Genomic DNA, 14,531 nt, shown 5'->3' on the forward strand with positions numbered 1-14,531 from the left:
GCACGACTCGGCGGTGTCGTTGACGCGAGCGCGTTGCATGCTCGTTGCTCTCGGCGACGAGCAACCGCTCCCAAGCGGGCGGAGCACTGTCTCGAGAGCGTTGCGAAGGCGATGCTCGTCAGCCGCACTCAGCGTGGATGCCTGGCCGCGTGCGGGGGGCCTGGATCGATGTCGAGGACGATGCGCGGCGGAGTGATGAGCGCGTGTTCGTGCCGGCAGCGCCACTTCTTGCCGCTGCCGGCCGGAATGCCGTCGATCGTGTTGCCGTCGGCGATGACGTCGCCGTTTTCGAGAATGTAGAGCGCCGAATTGAAGAGGTGCGACGCGACGGCGTTGGGGTCGAGGCCTACGAAGTGGAGCTGCAAGTCGGGAAGCCCGAGCCACGCGAGGCCCGCGGTGTCCATCACGGCTTCGCCGGCGCGGTCGCGGACGTTGAAGAGGCGCACGTTCAGCGCGACGAACGCGCGATCGGCAAACTTCGGTTGCTCCATCGCTCGAAGGAATTCGCCCGGCTCGACGAGCTTGTAGGCGGCCGTCCAGACGATGGCGCTCGGGTTCGTCGCCGTGACGATCGCGGCGAGCGCCCTCTGGAAGGTCTGGAGCCGAATGGGTGCCGGCAGAGACGACGACATCAGGTCCGTCACGAGCAGTCGGCGCTTCGCGCGCGCGACCGCGGCAGGTGCTCCGTCCCAGTCCCGCGTTTGGCGAAGCAATTCGTCGAACTCTCCCGGCTCGATGGGCTCGTCGGTGCCGAGAATCGCGGTCTGCGCGCAGATGCCCGCGTCCTTCAGCGGGATCGGAACATCCTGGTGGAAGATGGTGACGGGGCCTGACTCGCGAACGTCGGCGTTCGGCAACATCGCGCGCAACGTCTTCAGCACCTCCGGAGAACGCACGTCGTAGTCGTTCTCGAAAAGCAGCTCGACCCCATACGTTCGACCAGTGATCTCTGCCATCTTGACCATCGCGTGAAGCCTACTACTGCGGCGACCACTTGCGTGGACCAAGGATTTCGGGGCCCACGCCCACCCTGAGCGGCGAGGGCCCTGAAATCCTCGGTCCTTTGCAAAAGTCTGTCGCGAACTCGTTTGACTATTCAATCAGCGCAACTGAGTTGCGCTGTATGTCCGAGAGCGGGCGGCGCGTGGTCGGTGAATCGAGAGCGGGCTCAGGCGACGCTCATGACAAACGCTCTTCGGCGAGCGCGCGGGCAACCGAGGGCAGGCTCGTCATGCGGGCGAGATAGGTGCCGAACCGGCCCGACACCTCGATACCGAAGTTGGCCGCCCACCTCAGCATCACGAACAAATACGGATCAGCGATGGTCATCTGCTCGCCGAGCAGGAACGGTCGATTGCCGAGCTGCGTCGCGAGCGTGGCGAAGTGTTTGACCAGCTTGTGTCGGGCCGTGTCCTTTTCGGCTTGCGTCGTGTCAGGGTAAAAGAGCGGCTTGAAGTTGCCGTGAACCTCGGTGGTCATGAACGAGGTCGCCTCGAGCGCTCGCCAGCGTGCAAGGCCAGCCGCTGGGAGCAAGGCACCCTGTTGCTCTCCGATGTAGGCGAGGATGGCGAGGTTCTCGGTGAGCACCGTGCCGTCGTCGAGCTCCAGCGTGGGAACGCAGCCTTTGGGATTGATCGTCAGGAAGTCACGACCGTCGTCCGTGCGTTTGTCCCGACCGATACTCACCAGTTCATATGCCATGTTCGCCTCGATGAGCGCGATGTGGTTGGCGAGGCTGCAGGCTCCGGAAACGTAATAGAGGATCATGAGTCGCTCCGTGGTCTTCGCGCAAAGAGCGCATCTCCTTGCTCGGCCACAACGGATTACGCGCTACGCTCTGGACGATCAATGTCACGCCGTCCATCAAACTTATCCCAGGGTCCAATCCGGCTCGACATCGCGGATGGCCGCGGCGACGTCCTCGGAGACCTGTTGAGCCTCGGGGTGCTTCGAAACGTGCTCTACAAGCAGATCGAGGCGCGCGCGCCGTGGGGGCTCGAAATGCAGGCGCGAAATCGAGCGATGCTGTACCTCGTCGCCAGCGGTCAGGCTCGTCTCGAGCTCGAGGGGCGAGAGCCGATCGTGCTCGAGCCGAAACATGTCGCGTTTCTTCCGCGCGGCGCCGCGCACGTCTTGCGTGATTCGAAGACGAGCGTGCCCTCCGCGGTGTGCGACGGCACGCGGAGCCGGCCCACCTCGACCACGCGGCGAATCGGCGGCCGTGGTGCGCGCACGTCGATCGTCGCGGCCTTCCTCGAGCTCGACCGCGCTCCGCCACCACTGCTCGGGCGACCACCGGAGGTGGTGGTCTTCTCCGGCGACGCGTCGTCGTCCGACCCGCTCGCAGCCGCAACGATCGCGCTCGTCCTCGCCGAGCTCGAGAAGCCGAGGCCCGCGAGTGTGCTCGTGCTGCAGCGTCTCGCGGACGTCCTTGTCGTCCAGGCGATGCGGATCCTGGCGGAGCAGCCCGCTTGCCAGGCACGCCAGCAACAGGGACTCGTCGCGCTATCGGATCCGCCGATCCACGATGCGCTCTCGCTCATGCATGCACAGGTCGACCACGCCTGGAGCGTCGCGGACCTCGCGGCGCGCGTCGGCCTCTCGCGCTCGGGCTTCGCTGCCCGCTTCACCGAGCTCGTTGGCGAGCCGCCACTCCAGTACCTGGCGCGCTGGCGAGTCGCCCGCGCCGCGGAGCTGCTTCGCGATACGGCCGAACCGGTGAGTACGATCGCCGAGCGCGTCGGCTACGAGAGCACGCCGTCGTTCAACAAGGCCTTCAAGCGCTGGCAAGGCACGAGCCCGGGGGCGTATCGCCGCGCGGGCTCGTTGCCGACATAGCGTGAGTGGCCCGGTCGCCTACTGCGTTGGCCGCGAGAGTTGACCGGTTCGTACCCAGTAGGAGAGGTACTTCTCGACCAGAGCGCGATCCATGTAGGCGTGCTCGATGCCGCTACCACGCAAGGCTGCGACGGCTCGAGATGCGTCGTAGACCGGCATGTCTGCGTAGAGCTCCCAGCGCGTCAGCTTCTCGTGGACCGGATCGCCGAGCATGGGGACCAGCGAACATAGGGGGTTATCGCGCGTGCGGCACTCTTCCATCAGGCGCTCGACCCAGGTCGCGTAGGGCAGGGTCTTCAGAGCATAACCACACTCTTGAAGCAGCTCGTGGAAGCGATTGACGTCGACGGAGCGCGTGGGATCAGGCGGCACCAAGTGGAACGCGCCACCAATCGTGTCCTCGCGACCGGCAATGGCCACGATTGCCTGGCTGACGTAGTCGACGGGGACGAACTCTTTGCGCTGCCTCGGCAGGTCAGGGCAGACGCCGGCCTGGATCATTCCACGTACTGCACGTCCGACGAAGTCGTCGGCGTTACCGGCACCGGTACGACTGTCTCCCATGATGAAACCGGGACGGTAGACCCGCGTGGGCAGACCAAGCTCCTTTGCCGTCCAGACGAGCTTTTCGGCAACCCACTTGCTCGCGGAGTAGCCGAGGTCGTAGCGAAGGTACTCGGTGTAGTCGTCGAGATTGGAGTCCTCGCGAACTACACGGTCGCCGCCGAAGAACCCGCTCGGCCCGAAGATCCCGATCGACGAAACGTGATGCAGGGGCTTCAGCCGTCCCGTCACCGCCAGACGGATGATCTCCGTCGTACCTCCGATGTTGGCTGCGCGATGCGCTGCATAGGTCTGCACGTAATTGACCTGGGCAGCCGTATGAATCACGGCATCGACGGAGTCTGCGAGCGACGCGAACGTGGTGGCGTCGAGGCCGAAGCGAACCTGGCTCAGATCACCGGGAACGGGGATAATCTGGCGGCCGAATTCTTCTTTCCAAAGTTCGTATTTGTTCAGTGCAGTGCGGATGCGCGCGAGTCCCTCCGAGGCGCTCTCGGCACGGACCAAGCAGCGGACATCCTTGTGACCGCGGACAAGCAGATCTCGTAGCAAGAAGGCGCCGAGGAAGCCCGTCGCCCCGGTGAAGAAGATTCGAGCATCGACACCGAGTGCCGTGCGGGACGAGCTACGATCTGCGGCGGTGAGCATTGTCCGCACGTCGTGGTCGAGAACGGCGTCGGCCTTCCAGGTCTCCGGGCCGTCCACGACGGCGCCGCTGGCATGAGCTCCCGTCGCACCCTTTTGTGCGGCGCGAACCACCGCGACGAACTCACGGAGTCGATCGCTGTCGTAGATCGCGTTCAGCGGGAATTCGGCACGACAGACTTCGCGAACCTGCAGCACCATGCGCGCCGCGAGCAGCGAGGTACCGCCGAGCGCGAAGAAGCGGTCGGAGGGGGAGACGTTCGCCACCTCGAGAAGCGCGGCCCAAATGGCGCCGATCGCCACCTCGTGGGGATCGCGAGTCTCCGAGTCAGCCTGGCTCGCGGTCTCCGATGCTGCGAGGGCCTTGCGATCGATCTTGCCGTTGGAGTTGAGGGGCATGGCCTCTCGAACCGAGATCCGATCAGGCACCATGTAGGGCGGAAGCTTCTTGGCAAGCTCGGCCTGGAGCGCGGCGGACGTGAATCGAGCGGGATCGTGCAGCACGACGTGAGCGATCAGCGACTTGTCGCCATGCGCTCGTTCGTGGACCGTGAGCGCAGCGCTCTTCACCTCGCTGAGAGTCAGGATCGTCGCTTCGATCTCCTCGAGCTCGATCCGGTGACCACGAATCTTCACCTGAAAGTCGGTGCGTCCGAGGAACTCGATCATCCCATCGGAACGCCAGGAGGCTTGATCGCCAGTGCGATAGAGGCGCACCGGACCGTCGGGACGAAGCCCTTCGACCATCACGAAGCGCTCGTGCGTGAGCTCGGGACGATTCAGGTATCCGCGGGCGATGCCATCTCCGCCGATGTAGATCTCGCCGGGTTCGTCGACACCAACGGGGCGCCGCTCTGCATCGAGAATGTAGACGAGCGTGTTGCGGATCGGTCTGCCGAGCGGCACCGAGCCACGCGTGAGGCTCTCGAGAGAGACGTCGCAGGCAGTGGAGAAGGTCGTGCCTTCCGTCGGCCCATATCCGTTGACCAAGTGTTGCGGGGCGCCGGCTTGCAGCACGGCTCGCATCGTCGTCGCATCCGCGCGCTCTCCGCCAATGACGACGTATCGCAGCGTGGCAAACGCGTCCGGGCAGGTTTGTGCGGCGAGATGGAAGAGTGATGTCGTCATGAACATCACGCTGACCTGGCGTTCCGACAACTCCACACGGAGCGCATGCGGATCGAGGGCGCGAACCTTGGGGATGATGACGAGAGCAGAGCCGTTGAGCAAGGCGCCCCACACCTCGAAGATCGAGGCGTCGAAGGACAGACTCGCCATCTGTGCGACGCGGTCGTTCGGCCCGAACTGGACGTAGTCGGTCTCCATCACGAGACGAGTGATGCTCTTCGCGACGATCTCGATGCCCTTCGGTTGGCCAGTCGACCCCGACGTGTAGAGGATGTGCGTCCGACAATCCGGACCGTTGTCGAGGAAGGGAAACGCCGAGGGATTCCGATCGATGAGATGACGATCGCTATCGACGCACAACCGCGCCCTACCGCTCGCGTGGGGAGCGTTGACAGCGTCGGTGACGACCAACGAGATCCCCGCGTCCTCGGTCATGAGAGCGAGACGATCGCGCGGATATGCGGGGTCGAGCGGCACATACGTGGCGCCGGCCTTGGCGAGCGCCAACTGCACGACGATCTGCTCCACCCGCGGGCCCATGAGCACACCGACGGGTGTCTCTTTTCCAACACCGCTATTGCGTAGTGAATGGGCGAGTCGACTCGCCCGCGCATCCAGCTCGGCGTAAGTAACGACCTCGGCGCCTGCATCGATCGCCAGCGCATGCGGACGAGCAGCGACCTGACGCGCAAAGAGAGCATCGAGCCCCACATCGTTGGGATATGCAGTGAAACTGCCAGACCAAGAGTCGTCGATCGGACGGTCGGTTGCTTTCATATGTTCCCCATGTCCTCCCTAGGGAGGAGCCCAATGGCGTCGTGCCCCTAAATCCACCGCGCACGCAAACTCAAGCATGCTAGGGCAGGACTGGGCCGACGTTATCTGGTTCGAAGGTATAACCCTGATTCGTCGACCTTCACGATTTATTCGGTATTCGACGTATTCGTCACAAGATTGCAAAGAGGCACAGAGAAGTCAGCCTCGTGTCATGTGGGACATTTGTTTCGCTCGAAGCTGTTCATGACGGCAACTCGTCGGCTACCGTGGGCCGCCCGAACGTCACCCGCTCTGGAGAAGATGTATGAATCAGGCGACGTCTGAGACTTCGAACGAGCTCCTTACGCTCCAAGGTCGGATCAATGAGCTCGAGCGCCAACTCGCAGAGGTGACGGCGGAGCGGGACGTCTTCAAGCATGTCGTCCAGAATGCTCCCGCCGTGCTGTCGCGGATCACGCCCGAGGGCGATATGATCTACGCGAACACTGCCTGCGAGCAGGTGATTGGTATGAGCTCTGACCAGGTCAGGGGGACGAAGATCCTTCCTCTCCTGTACCCCGGGGAGCTCTGGGCTCAGGTCGAGGAGTACTTCCGGATTGCCGGCTCGGGCGGCGACGTCCGCGATTACGAGATGACGATCCGCACGCACGCAGGGGAGGACCGTACCCTTGCGTGGAACTCCTACAATCGCTTCGGGCCGGACGGCGTTCTCGTCGAGGTCGTGTCGTTCGGTGTCGACGTCACCGAACGTCTGCGGGGCGAAGCGGACCGGAAGCGACTGCAGGACGAAGTCATCGAGATGCAGGCTGCAACGCTCGCGGAGCTCTCTACGCCGCTTATCCCCATCAGTAACGACATCATCGCCATGCCGCTCATCGGAGCGATCGACGGGGCGCGGGCGGACCGGATCATGGAAACCCTGCTTGCCGGGGTCATCGAAACGCGCAGTCGAACGGCGATCATCGACATTACCGGCGTGGCCACGGTCGATACCAAGGTTGCCGACGCGCTCATCAGAGCAGCCCGAGCGGTCCATCTGGTCGGTGCAGACGTGGTGCTGACGGGGATCCGGCCCGAGGTTGCGCAAACGCTCGTCGGGCTAGGCACCAACTTCGACGGGATCACGACGCGCGCGAACCTCCAGAGCGCGATTGCGTTCGCGATGAGAGGCGAACGCTCGGGCCACGCGGACCCGCGTTCCTCCCTCTAGGAAGGGGCGCGCAAACAGCCGCTATCGGCCCGTATCCAATTTCGGGAGCCGCGCGCTCACGGTTCGAACAAGCTGCGGGACAGAATGTCCCGAGCTGAGCCGTTCGCCATGGCCGGGGCGTCGATGGTGTCGTCCCGGGACGCAGAATGCGGTGTCGCAAACCGGTAATTGACAATCACGGTTGGGTAGTTCGCGAAATCGCGTGTTGCAAATGAGTGATTGACAGCTCCGGTATAGGAACATCGAACCTGCACCCTCGATGAGCTCATCGCTGATCGCGTGGTCGGCGATTCACTCGTCGTGCATCGTCGGCGGGAGCGGGCGCGCGCGTGCCGGTCGTCACCTGTCGAGTCACTGAGCGCGGAGTGAAACGAACACGCCGCCGCGCGGCTCGATGAACCAGGTGCGCTGCTCGACGAAGCCGCTCGGCGTCGTGTACCCGAAGGAAGGCGGGGTCGCGAGGACGTCGGCGCCGACGGAAGCGCCGAGCTGGAGCGGAGACGTTCGCGTGGGCCACCAATACACCCGGAGATCGAGAGAGCCTGCCGGCGATACGTGCGTTGCCGGTGGCGATGGAGAGAAGTCGGCCGCGAGTTGGGATGCCGAACGGCGAAACACCACGACCCCCGCGCCGGCGCCGAGGTCAATCTGCCAGATCTCCCCGCGTGCGACCGTGCGCGCGATGGAAACGCCAGCGGCATGGCGCGAGATCTCGAGCGCGACGTTGCCGTCCTGCGAGCGGCTCGGCAGGCCGAAGGCGCCGCGTAGGGAGGCGCACCATGCGTTTCGACAAACGCCCGCGTCGAGCGTCGCCGCGTGCGCGCCCGCCGGGCTCCACCCGTCGAGCGTCAATTGCCATCCGGCGCCGAAGCTTGGTGACCAGCGAGCGCTTGGAGCGGACCGCTGCTCAGCCGGCGTGCTTGCCTCGTCCGGTTCGCGCGGAGGCGCCGGAGCGGGGCGCGTGAGATCATCGTTGGGGATCCCGAGCGGCGCGCCGGAGTCGAGGGCGAGCAGCGCCGTGCGGACGACGAGCGACGACGCTTCGAGCATCGCCGACGAAGAGCTGGCGATCGCGTCACTCTCGCTCGCGACCGTGCGCACGAGCACGCGATCGTGAGCCGGATCTGCGATGAAGATACGCGTGTTCGCGTTCGGCTGGTGCTCGAACCAAACGACGACGGTAGCCTCGAAGTCCGAGGCGAGCTCGCGTGCTCGCGCGAGGCGCTCGGTCGTCGTCTCCTCGAGTTCGGCATCGGCCACTTTGCGGAGCTCGACGGGCAAGTCGCTGACCTGGCCCACCGTGCGCTCGTAGAACGCCTCGTCGACCGGCGCGACGGTCCGGACGAGGACTCGCACCTGCGCGCTCGTCCGGGAGGGGAGGAGCGAGACGAGCATCGCAACCCCGACCCCGAGCCTGCGGGGCAGTCCACGTCCCCGCCTCATTGCCCGGCGATGTTCCCATTCGGGTGGCATCGAAGCAAGAGCGGAGCCGCGTCGAGCCGACGTCGAAAGTCGAGCGCGCGAGTTTGTGCGCGGATGTGATGTGATGGGCGCGTTCCATCCTCGCCGGATGATTTCGGGATCGGATCCCGCCTCGAAAGCAATTGTTCATACGGAAGGCCGCAGCGGCGCTGGCAATACTCGCTCGCGCACGGTCGGATCGTCGCGCTCGACTGCCCCCGAGGGCGTCGATTTGACCGTCGGCCCTCCGTTTCAAATTCGACGATCACTCACCTCCGACCGACGAATTTCGGAGCCTACTTCTGGAAGTTCGATGACTCACGTTCGAGTTCAATGCTCGATTCTGGCCTCGATTCTGGCCTCGATTCTGGCCTCGACTCTGGCCTCGACTCTGGCCTTGCTGGGGAACGTTCCTTGCCAGGTTCGTCGTTGCGCGCGCGTTCATCTGGCGAAGGGCTTCGAGATGGGATCTCGGGGAGGAGGTGATTCCTGAACGCGAGCACTTCCGTGAGCGCCTCGGCGGCGCCGCTGGTGGGCGGTACGCAAATGGTCGAACCATTGTCGTCGACCTTTCGCGAGGGCGCCGAGGTCGTGAGCGGATCCGTGTGGCGGTGCCTCCGACGCTTCGGTGTCCCGTCGTCCGACGTCGACGACTGTTTCCAGAGTGTTCTCCTTCAGCTCCACGGGCGATGGGAGATGCTCGGCCGTCTGCCGGTCGAGGAGCTTCGAAGATATGCGTGCTGTGTGGCGATCGGCGTCGCCCGAGGCGCTGCGCGAAAGCGCGGGCGCACCGAGCTGATCTCGGAGGTGCCCGACGACCTCGCCGCACCGGGAACCCCCGAAAGCCTCGCAGAACGACAAGAAGAGCTCGCGCAGCTCGACGCGGTGCTCGCCACGCTCTCCGATGAGCGGCGCGAAGTCTTCGTCCTCTACGAGCTCGAAGGGCTTACCGGACCCGAGATTGCCAGCCACCTCGGCCTCCCCGTCGGGACGGTCGCATCGCGTTTGCGACGGGCGCGAGCGGACTTCAATGCTGCCGTTGCGCGAATTTCTGCCACGTCACGGAAAGTGTCTCGATGAGCATGTTTCCCAAGCGCTTGGTCGAAGAGCTGGACGACGGCCTCGCGCGTCGGTTGCTCCGCAGCGCGAGCTCTGACCAGCCCCCCACGCAGCTCACCGTCGCCGCGCTCGCCGCCGCGGCGAAAGCCACCCCGGCGAGCGAGCCGCCACGGTCGAGCGCCAAGTCCACGTTGAAGGCTCTTGTGCAGAGCAAAGGTGCACTCATCACGGGGGCGTTGCTGGCTGGCGCGATCGTCGCTTCGGGGGGCGTGCGAGAGTTTCGCGGAGCTGCCCAGCCCGCCGGCTCCCCTGTGTCGGCTCCGGCAACATCGCTGGAGCAGGGCCCGGCGCTCAGTCTGCCCACTGAGGGCGCAGAGGGCGTTGCAGAGGGCGTTGCAGAGGGCGTCCCCGAGACCTCTCCAGCCGATCTGCCAGACGCCCCCTCCGCGAAGCTGCCCGTGCCACGTCCAGCCCCCGTCGCTGCCTCTACGACTCGCGGGAAGGCGGCGCCCGCCGGGGAAGAGCCCCGTGTCGAAGCGAGCGCCGATCTCCTGCGCGACGCGAACCTTCTCCGAGCGCAAGGACGGTGGATGGAAGCCGCATCGACGTATCGGCGGGTCATGGAGCTCGGGCCGGAGTCGGCGGAGGCCTATCCCGCCGAGGTCGCCGTCGGCAACATCGAGCTTCACCAGGGCCGGCCGCTCGTCGCGCTCGCACATTACCAGCATGCCCTCGCGACGCGTCCGAGCGGTGCCCTCTCCGAAGAAGCCCGGTGGGGCAAGGCTCGTGCGCTTCGCGCGGCGGGCCGCTTCGCCGAGGAGCGTGCGGCACTCGAAGAGTTTCGCGCTCGCCATCCCGACAGTCAGCTCGTTCCGGCATCGACGCGGCGCCTCGCGGAGATTGGACCTTGAATATGCCGAAGAGAGAATGGTCGACGACCGGCGTTGCCAACGGAACCACGACCCGTCTGCTGTGCAGTTGCGGTTTGGCCATTGGCCTCGGCATCGTCGTGAGTGTCGATGTGTCGTGCAGCACGTCCGAGTCGTCCACGGACACCGCTGCACGCGCCGGCGATGCGGGTGATAGGGTCGCGGCTCCCTTACCGCCGTTCACGCTCGAGGTCTTCGACCGCGTGCGCATTGGCAGCAAAAGCGAAGAGCCGAACTTCCATAAGGCCGCGGCGGAGATCGACATCTCCAAGGGGCCGTTCGCGCACGCAGAGCTGATTGTCGACCTGACCTCGACCTGCTTTCCGTTCGAACAGTGGAAGTCCGAGCCTCCGCCGGCCGGTCAAAACTGGCCTGCCAGTTGCGATGCGTTCGACCGCAACTTCGAAGTGGCGCTGATCGATCCGGCGGCGAACGACGGCCCTGCAATCGAGGTCATTCGCGCGATCACGCCGTTCGGTGGGCCGCTTCACATCGAGAGGGACGTGACCGACATCCTCAACGCGCTTCACGGCAAGAGGCGGCTCGAAGTGACGATTCCTTCGTATTCGGACGTCGAAGGCAAAGTGTCCGGATCGAACGGTGGCTGGAATGTCGGCGCACGCATCGAGCTGACGCCGGGAACACCGCCGCGCAACGTTCTCGCGGTCGTGCCGCTGGTCTACGACGACAAGACCCTCGGCGCGACGCCGAGAACGTTCGACTTCACGCTGCCGGCTGGAACAAGGCACTCGCGCGTCGAGTATCTCGCGACGGGCCACGGTGGCGGCGCCGTCGAGCAGGAGGTATGCCTCGGTCCGGCCGATGAGTTCTGCAAGCGCAGGCACACGCTGAGCGCGGATGGCGTCCCGTTCGTGTCGGGCGAGGAGCTCTGGCGAACGGATTGCAAAGCGCTCTGTACCATGACGAAGGGAGGCCCCTTCGGTTCTTACTGTCTCGAAAATCCATGTGGGGCGCCCGCCAGTGTTCAAGCGCCGCGCGCGAACTGGTGCCCGGGCAGCGAGACGCCTCCGCTGGTCTTCGAACCCGAGCAGCTCGCGGTACCGGGGGAGCACGCGATCGACATCCTCGTGAACAAGGTCTCCGCCGATGGTCGCTGGGAGATCTCGGCCAAAGTCATCGCCTACGGCGACTGACGCGCAGCCGCCTGGTGGGCGCACGCGCCATCGGCGCCGAAGCTCGTCGCGTACGATTGTCGGATCGAATTCCGATTGACGAGCGATCCATCAACGTAGGGCATGCCGCAGTGGTGTCGCGAAGCGGCGCCCGCACCACGGCGTGACCTCGCGCTTGAACTCGCACGTGAACTCGCGATCGGTCCGCGTCCGTAGTCACGCGGCCCGACCGCAACACATGTTTTTTTAGATGCGGTGCGTCCTTCGGGGAGAGTGCCTATGCGATGCCAGCCTTCTGTGCGACGTCTTTTGATCGTTGCGGCTTGTCTCTGGGGGCCCTCCACCGCGCGCGCCGCCGTCAACGAGCCGAACGGGACGACGGTCCCGATGGCATCCGACGACCCCCTTCAACTCGACGCGTTCTTTGCGAGTCGCGGTGAGCCGATCAACTGGACTTCCGACGCCGCGAGTTCGCCGCATTCTTTCTCACCGCTATGTGGCTTCACGGCGTCTTTCGAGCTGAGGGGAGGCAACTGCGGACTCGCTTTTGCCTGGTACAACGAGACGGGGAGTCCGCCGCAGACGAGCGACCTCCACACGATCATCCCCGCCGGGGCGCTCGAAGGTGCGTCGTTCTCCGGCACGAGTATCAAGAATGACCCCGATTACCTCGGCGGCCTCGTCGGATTTGCGCTGATAGGCGAGCCTCAAAAGTACTGTGCTCAAAACCACTACTCGAATCCGGCGTGGAATCAGTCGTGCTCGAGTTGCAGCCCGTCTGCGCCGTGGATTACGACGCTCATTTATCCCTCGAAAAGGACGTCCAATGCCTTTTACGTTGCTTTCGAGGACGGGCCGACCAGCTCTACCGCGTTCAACAACGATGGCGATTTCAACGACGCCGTCTACTTCGTGAGCGGCGTCACCTGCGTCGGCGGCGGGCAACCGTGTGATACCGGTCGGACCGGAATTTGCGCCGCTGGAATCAGCCAGTGTTCGGCTAACGGCACGACCTGCCAGCAAGTCTCGCAGGCAGGGGCCGAAAAGTGCAATGGCTTCGACGACGATTGCAATGGTCAGACGGACGAGGGCGACATTTGCCCGTCTGGGCTCTATTGCGACAAGGGCAGGTGTGTCCAAAACTGTGCGTCTGGGGAATTTCAATGTCCAGCCGACAAGGTCTGCAACCTTGCTGGGCATTGTGTCGAGCCGAAGTGCAAAGACGTCACGTGCGAAGACGGCAAAGTCTGCTTGGGCGGTACGTGCAAGGGCCCTTGCGACGGCGTCGTCTGCCCCAACGGACAGGTCTGCCGTGTCGGCGCTTGCGTCGACCCCTGTGCCGGCATCAACTGCGGGAGCGATCAAGTCTGCGATAATGGGGTTTGTGTCGCGAAGTGCAATTGCCTGCCGTGCGCGGGGAACAAAGCCTGTGTCTCTTCGACCGGCCTGTGCGTCGAGGCCGCTTGTGCAGGCGTAACGTGCGCGTCAGGCACCCACTGCCAGGCTGGAAACTGTGTCGCCAACTGCGAGAGCGTCGTCTGCCCAATCGGACAGGGCTGCAAGAATGGCCAGTGCATCGAAACGACCACGGATGACAAGACGAGCTCTCCTCCATCATCGCCTGGTCTCGTCAGTGCGCCGCTGCCGGGGGGGATGAGCCGGACGAGGAAGAATTTGCCCCGCGTCGGAAGGCGGGCTGCGGCTGCCATCTGGTGGGTGATTCGACCGGCAACACGATGGTGTTAGCGGGCGTTGCGTGCGTGGTCGTGGCTTTGAGCCGCCGGCGACTGCGCAAGCGAGACTGAGGACGACCCATGCGCCGCTCGGGACTCGAGCGTGCATGCCCACGTGACGGTCGGCGCAGCCCGAACCGAACGCCATCTCACTTGCAGCTCGGGTTCGTGAGCTCGAACGTCACGGTGTCCACGAAGTACCCCGCCGCCGCTGCGTCGCCGGTCGACGCGGTGAATCCGAGAGCCGTGACGGCCGCCGAGGTGTCGATCGGGACGTCGGTGAAGAGCGTCGCCACCTGTCCACCTGTGGACAGACGGAGCGTCGCCGACACCTTGCCGTTCGCGACAACAGCTTCGATCGTGCGCCACACGCCGTAGACGTCCGCCGGCTCGAAGGGTCCGAGCGTCCTCACGTGCCAGTCGTACTGCCCGGGCAGTCCGCGAGCGGGATCGAGCGCGAGGATGTTGAAGGACGGCGCATCGAGGTCGTTGATGCTGGAGTTCTGCCATCCGTCGAGCGCGAGTGCATACCCGGTGACGTCTGCGGGGAGCCCGAGCCCTTGGCCGTCGCTGGCGTCGGCGCCAAGCGGACTCGTTCCGGTGGACGTGAGCCAGGTAAAGGTGAGGCCGTCGCCAACCTCCCAGTCCGCGGGCGGTTTCGGGACGTAGTAGTTGAACGTTGCCCGAAACGACGTCGCCTTGACCGTCGGTATCCAGAAGAGCCCTGCGGCGCGCGACTTCGCCCCCGTCGCGATGAGCTGTCCTGTCGATTCGCCACCGATCGAGGCGAGCTCGACCCCGCCGTACGTGGTCCATTGCGCGAACCCCGTGTCGAACCTCTCGACGAACACTGTCGGCGCGCATGCCCCGGAATCGACGGGCGCTGCATCGATGGCGGGCCCGGACGGAGACGAGGCCGGTAATGGTGAGCCACCATCGGCGATGATCTCCGAGGGCGCCAGAGCCCCGACGATATCGAGCTCACGCCCGCACGCCACCCCCAACGCGACTCCTCCGAAGGCAAGGCCGACGCGAACCCGCATGAATTCCTTCT

The 14,531-nt window shown here is 64.9% G+C and carries 11 protein-coding genes; 6 read left to right on the forward strand and 5 right to left on the reverse strand.

Translation table 11 applies throughout. The features are described from left to right. Nucleotides 1-128: 128 nt before the first annotated feature. Both AKJ09_RS26275 and AKJ09_RS26280 read right to left on the reverse strand, forming a co-directional pair. On the reverse strand, nucleotides 129-965 hold the full coding sequence (locus AKJ09_RS26275) for a DUF4261 domain-containing protein (protein ID WP_146650363.1): 837 nt from the start codon (nucleotides 963-965) through the stop codon (nucleotides 129-131). Nucleotides 966-1,179: 214 nt separating this feature from the next. Next, the gene (locus AKJ09_RS26280; RefSeq protein WP_146650365.1) at nucleotides 1,180-1,767 is read right to left on the reverse strand and encodes a glutathione S-transferase N-terminal domain-containing protein; all 588 of its coding nucleotides are present in this window, start codon (nucleotides 1,765-1,767) and stop codon (nucleotides 1,180-1,182) included. An 81-nt stretch (nucleotides 1,768-1,848) separates the two neighbouring features. Between AKJ09_RS26280 and AKJ09_RS26285 the strand changes: the two genes are divergently transcribed. Next, entirely contained in the window at nucleotides 1,849-2,838 is a 990-nt protein-coding gene (locus AKJ09_RS26285) for an AraC family transcriptional regulator (protein WP_146650369.1), read from the forward strand. Between the two features lie 18 nt (nucleotides 2,839-2,856). Here AKJ09_RS26285 and AKJ09_RS26290 read toward each other — a convergent pair whose 3' ends face one another. Next, entirely contained in the window at nucleotides 2,857-5,952 is a 3,096-nt protein-coding gene (locus tag AKJ09_RS26290) for an amino acid adenylation domain-containing protein (RefSeq protein ID WP_146650370.1), read from the reverse strand. 304 nt (nucleotides 5,953-6,256) lie between these two features. On the opposite strand from AKJ09_RS26290, the gene AKJ09_RS26295 reads away from it, so the two are divergent. Beyond that, nucleotides 6,257-7,162: an STAS domain-containing protein gene (locus AKJ09_RS26295; RefSeq protein WP_146650372.1), complete on the forward strand. Its 906-nt coding sequence runs from the start codon at nucleotides 6,257-6,259 to the stop codon at nucleotides 7,160-7,162. Between the two features lie 351 nt (nucleotides 7,163-7,513). Here the strand turns inward: AKJ09_RS26295 and AKJ09_RS26300 are convergent, their stop codons facing one another. Further along, nucleotides 7,514-8,557: a hypothetical protein gene (locus AKJ09_RS26300; RefSeq protein ID WP_146650374.1), complete on the reverse strand. Its 1,044-nt coding sequence runs from the start codon at nucleotides 8,555-8,557 to the stop codon at nucleotides 7,514-7,516. Between the two features lie 573 nt (nucleotides 8,558-9,130). Here AKJ09_RS26300 and AKJ09_RS26305 point away from each other — a divergent pair. The 4 genes from AKJ09_RS26305 (at nucleotide 9,131) to AKJ09_RS26320 (ending at nucleotide 13,490) form a co-directional block, all read left to right on the forward strand. Further along, complete coding sequence (locus tag AKJ09_RS26305) at nucleotides 9,131-9,703, forward strand: RNA polymerase sigma factor (RefSeq protein WP_146650376.1); 573 nt, start codon at nucleotides 9,131-9,133, stop codon at nucleotides 9,701-9,703. After that, nucleotides 9,700-10,593, forward strand: a complete 894-nt coding sequence (locus AKJ09_RS26310) for a tetratricopeptide repeat protein (protein WP_146650378.1) — start codon at nucleotides 9,700-9,702, stop codon at nucleotides 10,591-10,593. The genes AKJ09_RS26305 and AKJ09_RS26310 overlap by 4 nt, the downstream gene beginning before the upstream one ends. Before the next feature lie 2 nt (nucleotides 10,594-10,595). Beyond that, the gene (locus AKJ09_RS26315) at nucleotides 10,596-11,765 is read left to right on the forward strand and encodes a peptide-N-glycosidase F-related protein (protein WP_146650380.1); all 1,170 of its coding nucleotides are present in this window, start codon (nucleotides 10,596-10,598) and stop codon (nucleotides 11,763-11,765) included. Nucleotides 11,766-12,131: 366 nt separating this feature from the next. Further along, a complete protein-coding gene (locus AKJ09_RS26320) occupies nucleotides 12,132-13,490 on the forward strand; it encodes a hypothetical protein (RefSeq protein WP_146650382.1) in 1,359 nt (452 codons plus the stop codon). A gap of 136 nt (nucleotides 13,491-13,626) precedes the next feature. Here the strand turns inward: AKJ09_RS26320 and AKJ09_RS26325 are convergent, their stop codons facing one another. Continuing rightward, nucleotides 13,627-14,520 carry an L-type lectin family protein gene (locus AKJ09_RS26325; protein WP_146650385.1) on the reverse strand — a complete coding sequence of 298 codons (894 nt, stop codon included), beginning with the start codon at nucleotides 14,518-14,520 and terminating at the stop codon, nucleotides 13,627-13,629. Nucleotides 14,521-14,531: the final 11 nt, after the last annotated feature.

It is taken from the genome of Labilithrix luteola, assembly GCF_001263205.1.
In the GTDB taxonomy this organism is placed as follows: Bacteria; Myxococcota_A; Polyangia; order Polyangiales; family Polyangiaceae; genus Labilithrix; species Labilithrix luteola.

Bases quoted from the DNA above. Each gene is read 5' to 3' on its own strand.
- AKJ09_RS26320 (WP_146650382.1), top strand. From the start codon at position 12,132: ATGGCATCCGACGACCCCCTTCAACTCGACGCGTTCTTTGCGAGTCGC.
- AKJ09_RS26300 (WP_146650374.1), bottom strand. From the start codon at position 8,557: ATGCTCGTCTCGCTCCTCCCCTCCCGGACGAGCGCGCAGGTGCGAGTC.
- AKJ09_RS26275 (WP_146650363.1), bottom strand. From the start codon at position 965: ATGGTCAAGATGGCAGAGATCACTGGTCGAACGTATGGGGTCGAGCTG.
- AKJ09_RS26295 (WP_146650372.1), top strand. From the start codon at position 6,257: ATGAATCAGGCGACGTCTGAGACTTCGAACGAGCTCCTTACGCTCCAA.
- AKJ09_RS26325 (WP_146650385.1), bottom strand. From the start codon at position 14,520: ATGCGGGTTCGCGTCGGCCTTGCCTTCGGAGGAGTCGCGTTGGGGGTG.
- AKJ09_RS26310 (WP_146650378.1), top strand. From the start codon at position 9,700: ATGAGCATGTTTCCCAAGCGCTTGGTCGAAGAGCTGGACGACGGCCTC.
- AKJ09_RS26285 (WP_146650369.1), top strand. From the start codon at position 1,849: ATGTCACGCCGTCCATCAAACTTATCCCAGGGTCCAATCCGGCTCGAC.
- AKJ09_RS26290 (WP_146650370.1), bottom strand. From the start codon at position 5,952: ATGAAAGCAACCGACCGTCCGATCGACGACTCTTGGTCTGGCAGTTTC.
- AKJ09_RS26315 (WP_146650380.1), top strand. From the start codon at position 10,596: ATGCCGAAGAGAGAATGGTCGACGACCGGCGTTGCCAACGGAACCACG.
- AKJ09_RS26280 (WP_146650365.1), bottom strand. From the start codon at position 1,767: ATGATCCTCTATTACGTTTCCGGAGCCTGCAGCCTCGCCAACCACATC.